The sequence below is a fragment of the Lactiplantibacillus herbarum genome, assembly GCF_001039045.1.
Lineage (GTDB): Bacteria > Bacillota > Bacilli > Lactobacillales > Lactobacillaceae > Lactiplantibacillus > Lactiplantibacillus herbarum.
Window position 1 is genome coordinate 1 of the sequence record NZ_LFEE01000034.1, and the last position, 7,210, is coordinate 7,210.

General features: G+C 42.8%; 7 protein-coding genes and 1 other annotated feature. Of the genes, 1 reads left to right on the top strand and 6 read right to left on the bottom strand.

The genetic code is table 11. The features are described from left to right. Nucleotides 1-245: 245 nt before the first annotated feature. From ACG95_RS10310 to ACG95_RS10325, 4 genes are all read right to left on the bottom strand, one after another. Nucleotides 246-707 (bottom strand): ECF transporter S component, encoded by a 462-nt coding sequence (locus ACG95_RS10310; RefSeq protein WP_048000435.1) that lies wholly within the window; start codon nt 705-707, stop codon nt 246-248. 171 nt (nt 708-878) lie between these two features. Then, nucleotides 879-2,135: a tyrosine--tRNA ligase gene (gene tyrS / locus ACG95_RS10315; RefSeq protein ID WP_048000429.1), complete on the bottom strand. Its 1,257-nt coding sequence runs from the start codon at nt 2,133-2,135 to the stop codon at nt 879-881. Nucleotides 2,136-2,193: 58 nt separating this feature from the next. Beyond that, nucleotides 2,194-2,391 (bottom strand) — a binding site (T-box leader). A 215-nt stretch (nt 2,392-2,606) separates the two neighbouring features. Beyond that, complete coding sequence (locus ACG95_RS10320) at nt 2,607-3,272, bottom strand: hypothetical protein (protein ID WP_048000430.1); 666 nt, start codon at nt 3,270-3,272, stop codon at nt 2,607-2,609. Between the two features lie 409 nt (nt 3,273-3,681). After that, a complete protein-coding gene (locus ACG95_RS10325) occupies nt 3,682-4,461 on the bottom strand; it encodes a C39 family peptidase (RefSeq protein ID WP_048000431.1) in 780 nt (259 codons plus the stop codon). 455 nt (nt 4,462-4,916) lie between these two features. Between ACG95_RS10325 and ACG95_RS10330 the strand changes: the two genes are divergently transcribed. Further along, on the top strand, nt 4,917-5,420 hold the full coding sequence (locus ACG95_RS10330; protein WP_048000432.1) for a YueI family protein: 504 nt from the start codon (nt 4,917-4,919) through the stop codon (nt 5,418-5,420). A gap of 111 nt (nt 5,421-5,531) precedes the next feature. Here ACG95_RS10330 and ACG95_RS10335 read toward each other — a convergent pair whose 3' ends face one another. Beyond that, entirely contained in the window at nt 5,532-6,209 is a 678-nt protein-coding gene (locus tag ACG95_RS10335; protein WP_048000433.1) for a DUF554 domain-containing protein, read from the bottom strand. 58 nt (nt 6,210-6,267) lie between these two features. Then, a complete protein-coding gene (locus tag ACG95_RS10340) occupies nt 6,268-7,083 on the bottom strand; it encodes a MerR family transcriptional regulator (RefSeq protein ID WP_048000434.1) in 816 nt (271 codons plus the stop codon). Nucleotides 7,084-7,210: the final 127 nt, after the last annotated feature.

Below are 7,210 nucleotides of genomic sequence, written 5' to 3' on the forward strand. Positions count from 1 at the left end.
GCAGCAACGTGTACTAATATACCAAGTAGGTGTGAAAGTGTCAACGGTTTTATTCAATTTTTTTCATAAATATGAAAAATCAGCTTATTTTATCCGTATTTTTGCATAATCACTTCATTATATGTGCGTAATAACGCTACTAATTACAATTTATCAATCAATTACTGGTACCAACGAAAAAATGGACCAAACAGCCACTAGCCAACTACACTAGTAGCTATTCAGCCCACTTAAAACTAAATAATCTACATATTAAACCGACTTTTAACTATCGGTCGGATTCCCGCAACAATTGGAAAGGCCAATATGCCCCCAACAATCGCCTGAATCAAGTTCGTTGGAATCCCAATTAACCCAGTTGCCATCGTATACATGATTGAATCGGATATAAAATACCCACCCACCATAACAACAGCGGCCGTCACCAAAGCTAGTACCTGTCGACTTCCGGTTTTGCCAGCACCTAAATATCCTGCTAACCAACCTTCTAAACCATGAATGATCAGTGAAAAGAACATATACTGTGGATAGCCTAACAACAAATCCAGTAATAACCCACTTGCTCCCCCAACAACTGCACCACCGCGACGACCAAAAAGTAGCGCCGAAATAAAAATCCCCGCATCACACAAGTTAATATAACCATGCGTCATTGGAATTGGAATATGGAAAAAAATTGAAATAACCACGTTTAGCGCAATCAACATGCCTAGCGTTGCAACTGTTCGTGTATTAAACCTAGCATTTACCAATAGCTTACGCCCTCCCTATGCCGTATCAAGCTTTCAATACTTAAGCTTAATTTTACTACAACTAGGACTTTCATTATTAACAAAAAGACCGACCCCCAGTGGAGTCAGTCCCGTTAGTAACCTTATTTATTTAACGTGAGCTAAGAAGTAACGTTTCTTACCCCGACGTACAATGACAAACTTACCATCAAACGCGGTGCTTGGATCAATCTCTGCATCAAGATCGGTGATTTTTTCACCATTGATCCGAATTGCCCCGTTCTTAACATCTTCACGTGCTTGACGCCGTGATGGTTCGAACTTAGTTGCGTCAACCAGCCATAAAATGATGTTTTGCTTTTCGGCAGTTACGTCTGCTGACGGTACACCCTTAAATCCCTGTTCGATTTCATCCGCTGACAATTGTTGAACATCACCCGTAAATAACGCTTTAGTGATATTCTGGGCTTCGATCACAGCTTGTTTGCCGTGCACGAACTCAGTCACTTCTTCAGCTAGGCGACGTTGGGCTTCACGTTTTTCTGGTGCGGTCTTAACCGTTTCAGCCAAACGATCGATTTCTTCGTGACTTAAGAACGTGAAGTACTTCAAGTATTTCACAACATCGCGGTCATCCTGATTAATCCAGAATTGGTAGAATTCGTATGGTGACGTCCGTTCTGGGTTGAGCCATACTGCCCCACCAGCCGTCTTACCAAACTTAGTTCCATCAGCTTTCAATAGTAATGGGATGGTTAAACCATATGCCTTCGCATCATTACCTTCCAAACGGTGAATCAAGTCCGTTCCGGCTGTAATGTTCCCCCACTGATCAGCGCCACCAATCTGCAATTGGACGTTTTCTTCACGGTTTAAGTGTAAGAAATCGACTGATTGTAAAATTTGGTACGTGAATTCAGTGTATGAGATGCCGACTTCAAGCCGACTCGCAACGACTTCTTTATTCAGCATTGTGTTCACGCTGAATAACTTACCGTAATCGCGTAAGAAATCTAACAACGAGATTTTTGAGAGCCAATCGTAGTTATTTACGATGGAGAAGTTTTCATCCTCACCAAACAACTTATGCATCTGTGCACTCAAGGCATCCTGATTATGTTTAACTTGGTCCATCGTTTGTAACTTACGTTCAGAATTCTTACCCGATGGATCACCGATCGCACCGGTCCCACCACCAACTAATACGTATGGGTGATGACCAGCTAATTGGAACCGTTTGAGAATCATGAATGGAATCAAATGTCCGATGTGCATACTGTCACCGGTTGGATCAATCCCACAGTATAACGAAACGGCCTGTGTTTCAGAGAGTTCTTTAAGACCATCTTCATCCGTCTGTTGGTTAATTGCACCACGCCATTTTAAATCATCAATAATGTTCATATCTGTGTTCCTCCTCGTCATTTAAACCGGAAAAACAAAAAACTCGTCCCTGTCTAAAAACAGGGACGAGGTTTTCCCGCGTTACCACCCAAGTTATCACATCGCTGTGATCGCTCATTGATTAGTAACGGAAGTCATCCGGCCAAAGGGCAGTTCACGTTATGTAATTCGTCGTTGACCACATCTCGGTTCACACCACCACCGAGTCTCTAAAATGTTGGATCAATCACTACTAATTAACGATCACTACTTTTCTATATATTATCTATCATAATAAGCACTTGCCCACTAAATGTCAATTGCGTTTACAGCATGTTCTTTAAAGACTCAGCCAACTATTTAAAACTAATCGTAGCCGTCTATTATCCACTGAGAGTCACCCATTTAGATAATCAGAGCCAATAAAAAAATAACTAAGCACACCATCCCGTACTGGACGATGAACTCAGTTATATTTTTGAAGCCACTTAATTAGTTTTTAGTGGCTGCCGCAATTTTGATAACGGTATTAGCCTGTTGACCCTGAACCTGTGAGACTTGTCCAGACTCTTGCCACTTAACCGTGTTCGCTTGACCGTCTTGGGTCGTGTTATAAACGGTAACCGCACCACTGGTCACACTCTTATCAGTCAAACTTTGCTTTTCAAGCTGACTATTCACCTGATTAGCAAACTTAGCTGGGTTCGAGGCAACGTCTTCAGTGTTCGCAATCGTTGTGACTGACCAATTACCCGTGTTCCAATGGACATAAACACGGCCCATCGTCCCTTGCATCGTAGCCGTTGTCCCAGAATTTAATTGAACACTACTTCCCTGCGTGTTGGTCAATGGGTTCACTTGGGTCTTGGCCTCACTACTCGTATTGTAATCAGTTTGCTTGTAAGTAGCCGTTGTTGAACTAGTACCTGCATTGACGTACTTAACACTATAATTACCTTTGGTTCCACTGGCACTAGTTGCCTGAACCGTTTGATCAGTAGCCTTCACCGTCGTTGGCGCTGCCGTTTGGCTTACAGAACTGACATTGTCTGAAGCCGCGTATAGACCGTGCGTAATCGATGGGACCACAACAACTCCTAAGATCAGTGCACCAGTAGCCGTAGCAATTCCTAACTGAACTTTGCGCTTAAAATCCATTAAAAAATGTCCTCCTTATTTCCTTACACCATTACAGTTGTTAGCCGTACTAACACCTTACTCAAATAAATTTTCCATCGTACTGTAGGCAAACGACCATTGGTCTTAATTGTCATCTATCTCACTTTGTACGACCTTATGTACGAGATCAGGATTGTCCTCAATTGAAACAACCTGACTACAACAGTTGTAAATCCGTTTTCTAGTTTAGCATCTTGGTTCTCTTTAATAATAGGCCAATTTCTATAAAAAGCGACTTCAATTACGTTTCAATTAAGTTACAGCTTGTTAACAATTCATTGGCATCCCTATCCAAAACGTTAGACCGCCTTCAATCCAGTGACATTAAGCCATCAAAAAAGGCACCCTCACTTTTAAACGAGGGTGCCATCTGTCACAGCCTTCGTTCCTAATGCGGCAAAGTCAACACAATCGCTTGCTTGCCCATCTGGTTATAAGCTGCTTTAAAACTCGACCAACTAACCGCTTGCTGTTTATAGCCATACGGATTGTTGATATAGATTAACTTTTTGGTCCGGTTAAAACCAACAATCGCCACGCTATGCATGTCATAAGTCACCTTGACTGAACCTTGAGGCGTATCCCAAGTTTGCATCGTGCTGACTGGTGCAAACGAAACCGTCGTAATCGTCCAGACTGGTCGACCTAGTTCTAATTGCTTGATAACCGTATCAAAACTTGAACCCGTCAAATCCTTGACATGACTAGTTTGCGTCTTAGCCAATTTATAGATTGGTTCATGATAAACACCTAATCCTGGATTGTCCCCGCTGATATCCCCGACAAAACCATAGTTAGGATTACCGTGTTCCCCGTTGTCATACGTCAGCGGCACACTCGTCAATTTTGCTGCTAACTGATTCTTTGTGACGTTGATATTTGCGTAGTTCATCAGCATCGTTAACGCTGAGACCTCGCAACCGTTGTATAGTCGTGGTGTTGTCATCTGGTTAACCAGAGGCACATTGAGCTTGACCTGATTAACTGATTTCGATTTCACTTGCGAGCTTGAGCTCGAACTTGATTGGGCCGTTGTCGTTTGCTTGTCTTTAAACGATGCGTCGATCCAATCAGTAGCCTGTGTAATCGTTACCCCGATGACCCCCAAAAGCACCATGACAATTATGATCAGTGACCAGCGTCGCTGTTTCCGTAAATGTCTTGGCATCTGTATCATCCATTTCTATATTTGCTTTCCCATAAATCATTCTACTAATATTCCCTGGAACATATCATACCATGCACTACGGGATAAATCACCCTTGTTGGCTGTATTTTACAAATCAAATCATATAGCGTTAACCCAATACCCGTATGACATCTCACGCTCTCAGCTATTGGGTAACTGACTACCACAGCTTACCACGTTCTACGGCTCGTTACTAACTAAAATGGTTATCAAAAGTCCGTCTGCTAACCTAACAATCTATCGTTTATTTTCCTGGTTGGGCGTTATAAAATGTCGTTATCTAACCTGATTATCACCTAGATTCAAGTCAACCTTTCATTACTACACCAGTTTTCTTTAGAAAATCTTAAGTTAATCAAAGCGCTTTCTTTACTACAATATATAGTAATAATACCGACGTATATCATGTGTTGTCTTGAAAGGACTTGATTGGCATGTCAAATACTGAAGATCAAATGGATCAGCACCTTCAGTCCGCAATCTTCGGAACTCCCGTACTTAATCCCGATGAGCAACATCGGAACTTAGGGACGTTTCACGAACGAATCGATCTCGGAATCACGTTTACACAGGCGCTAATTCGTGATTACTCAACCGAGCTGACCAGCGAAATGCAGTTGCATTCGGACTACCAGCTACTGCTGCACGGTCTATTGGATGAAGATATCCTCAACCGTTACATCAAACTAGCTAGCCAGCTCAACGTTAAATTTGCGATTCGCAATGACCTGATGTATCAACATACCCCGACTAGTTTGGCCGTTGCCTTAGTCGCCAATCAAGCGATCACACCAGACAGCATTGATATTGACGAACGTTTTCCAGCGTCACCACTTAATACGGATACAACTATTCCCAAGGGATTACTAGTTGACCGAATCCATCAACATTTAGAACACAATCGTCAGGAATTTCGAATCAAGCATCATTTAATCTAAAAGCGAATTGCGAGCAGTACTCAAATAAACCACTCCAGAAATTTCTGAAGTGGTTTATTTAGCGAAACATCAGGAACGATTCACAAACCAACTGTCCGGTACCACACGCTTTTAAAACAATTGCATCACACCAATCACAATTGGTGGAACCAGCAGTGCTGGTAACAAATTGAGCGTATTGATCTGTTTAATCTTCAACAAACCTAGACCCGATGCCAGAATCAAAATCCCACCAACGATGGTAATCTCATTCAGTAGCACCGTGCTAAGTGCCCCTTTTAACAACAGCGCTAGCACGTAGATCCTGCCTTCCCAGCAGAACACCACGCCCGCCGCAATCGCGATACCAAAACCAAACGTGGCTGCCAATACAATCGACGTAATCCCGTCAAGCATCCCATTCGTAAACAAAAAAGTGTAATCGTGTTTAAGTGCAGCTTCAATCGGCCCCAAAATTGACAGCGAGCCAATACAGTACAGCAATACTGCCGTTGCTAATCCCTCGGCTAGGTTACCACCGGAGAATCGTTTGACTAAGCGATCGAAGTGGCCTTGAATATCAAGTGCTTGCCCCACTAAACCGCCCACCGCTAAGCTAACAATAAAAAGCACTGGATACTTACTCTGTGGCATCCGCTGAACAACCGCGTTGATCCCAATCACACAAGCTGCTAGTCCTAGTGCCTGCATCAAAATATCATGGTAGGCCGGTTTGATTCCCCGTTTAAACGCCGTCCCAATCGTACAGCCAAGTAAAATCATCCCAACATTAAAAAACGTTCCAATCATAAAACTCACTCCCACTTACTGAATATTACTCAGTATAAAGTCTCAAGCTACTTGAGAGTCAATTCTTAATTGGTAATTGGATTCGCGTCACCGACTGTTCTACCTGATCTGTAATCCCGTAATCAATCAGCGCCGTTTCAATCGCAGCTCCCTGAATAGACCAACCTAAACGCTGACAGTCAGCAACTAACTGTTGATAATAACGCGGCGCATCCAAATGAGTTCCTCGAAAGGTTAGTTGTGCATAGGTTCCACCTGATAACTGTTGTTGCTGAGCAGGTAGCTGATCCCCTGCTTCAAAGAGCAAACAGATGCCTGTATATTGATCAAACTGACCCGCTTGTAATTGCTGCTGATCGATCATCAATGCTATTTTACCTAAAAAGATGCTGTTCGCTAACCCATATTGTTCACGTAATTTGGCAATTACTAACTCAATATCATCTTGTGGTCGGTACTGTTGTTGCAGCGCCACCATTGTTCGCACGGGTAGCTGAACGAGTTCGGTCACGTTATAAGTTGCGATTTGCGCCGTCTTAATTTGAGCCAACCGATTTTTGATTCGTTGCTGGATCGCCTGTAGCAATTGCAATTGTTGTTCAACTTGCTCAGACTGTGTGGTCAGCAGCGTCGTTAATTTAGGTAGTTCCCTAGCCGCAAAGAAATCAGCAATCGCCGTTAACGAGACCCCTAACGCCCGGAAGTACTTAATCGTGCTCAACCGTTCAAACTGTTCCGTTGCGTAATACCGATAGTGACTTTTCGGATCAACTCGCGCCGGCTTCAGTAAACCGATCTCATCATAATAGCGTAAGGTTGCTACCGGAACGTCAAATAGCTGAGCCAACTGGCCAATTGAAAAATCTGGTTGCATGGGCAACTCCCTCCTAATGTCTAAACCACTCTTATATCTGCAACATTAATCTCATTCTCTATAATTTATACTGTTCTACGTTGCGTTTCAATCTTTGACTAAAGGTTGAAAGTTAATTATTCAATGA

What these genes read in the sequence shown, in the direction of transcription:
- ACG95_RS10325 (WP_048000431.1), bottom strand. Translation starts at nt 4,461, where the DNA reads ATGCCAAGACATTTACGGAAACAGCGACGCTGGTCACTGATCATAATT.
- ACG95_RS10335 (WP_048000433.1), bottom strand. Translation starts at nt 6,209, where the DNA reads ATGATTGGAACGTTTTTTAATGTTGGGATGATTTTACTTGGCTGTACG.
- ACG95_RS10330 (WP_048000432.1), top strand. Translation starts at nt 4,917, where the DNA reads ATGTCAAATACTGAAGATCAAATGGATCAGCACCTTCAGTCCGCAATC.
- ACG95_RS10320 (WP_048000430.1), bottom strand. Translation starts at nt 3,272, where the DNA reads ATGGATTTTAAGCGCAAAGTTCAGTTAGGAATTGCTACGGCTACTGGT.
- tyrS (WP_048000429.1), bottom strand. Translation starts at nt 2,135, where the DNA reads ATGAACATTATTGATGATTTAAAATGGCGTGGTGCAATTAACCAACAG.
- ACG95_RS10310 (WP_048000435.1), bottom strand. Translation starts at nt 707, where the DNA reads ATGTTGATTGCGCTAAACGTGGTTATTTCAATTTTTTTCCATATTCCA.
- ACG95_RS10340 (WP_048000434.1), bottom strand. Translation starts at nt 7,083, where the DNA reads ATGCAACCAGATTTTTCAATTGGCCAGTTGGCTCAGCTATTTGACGTT.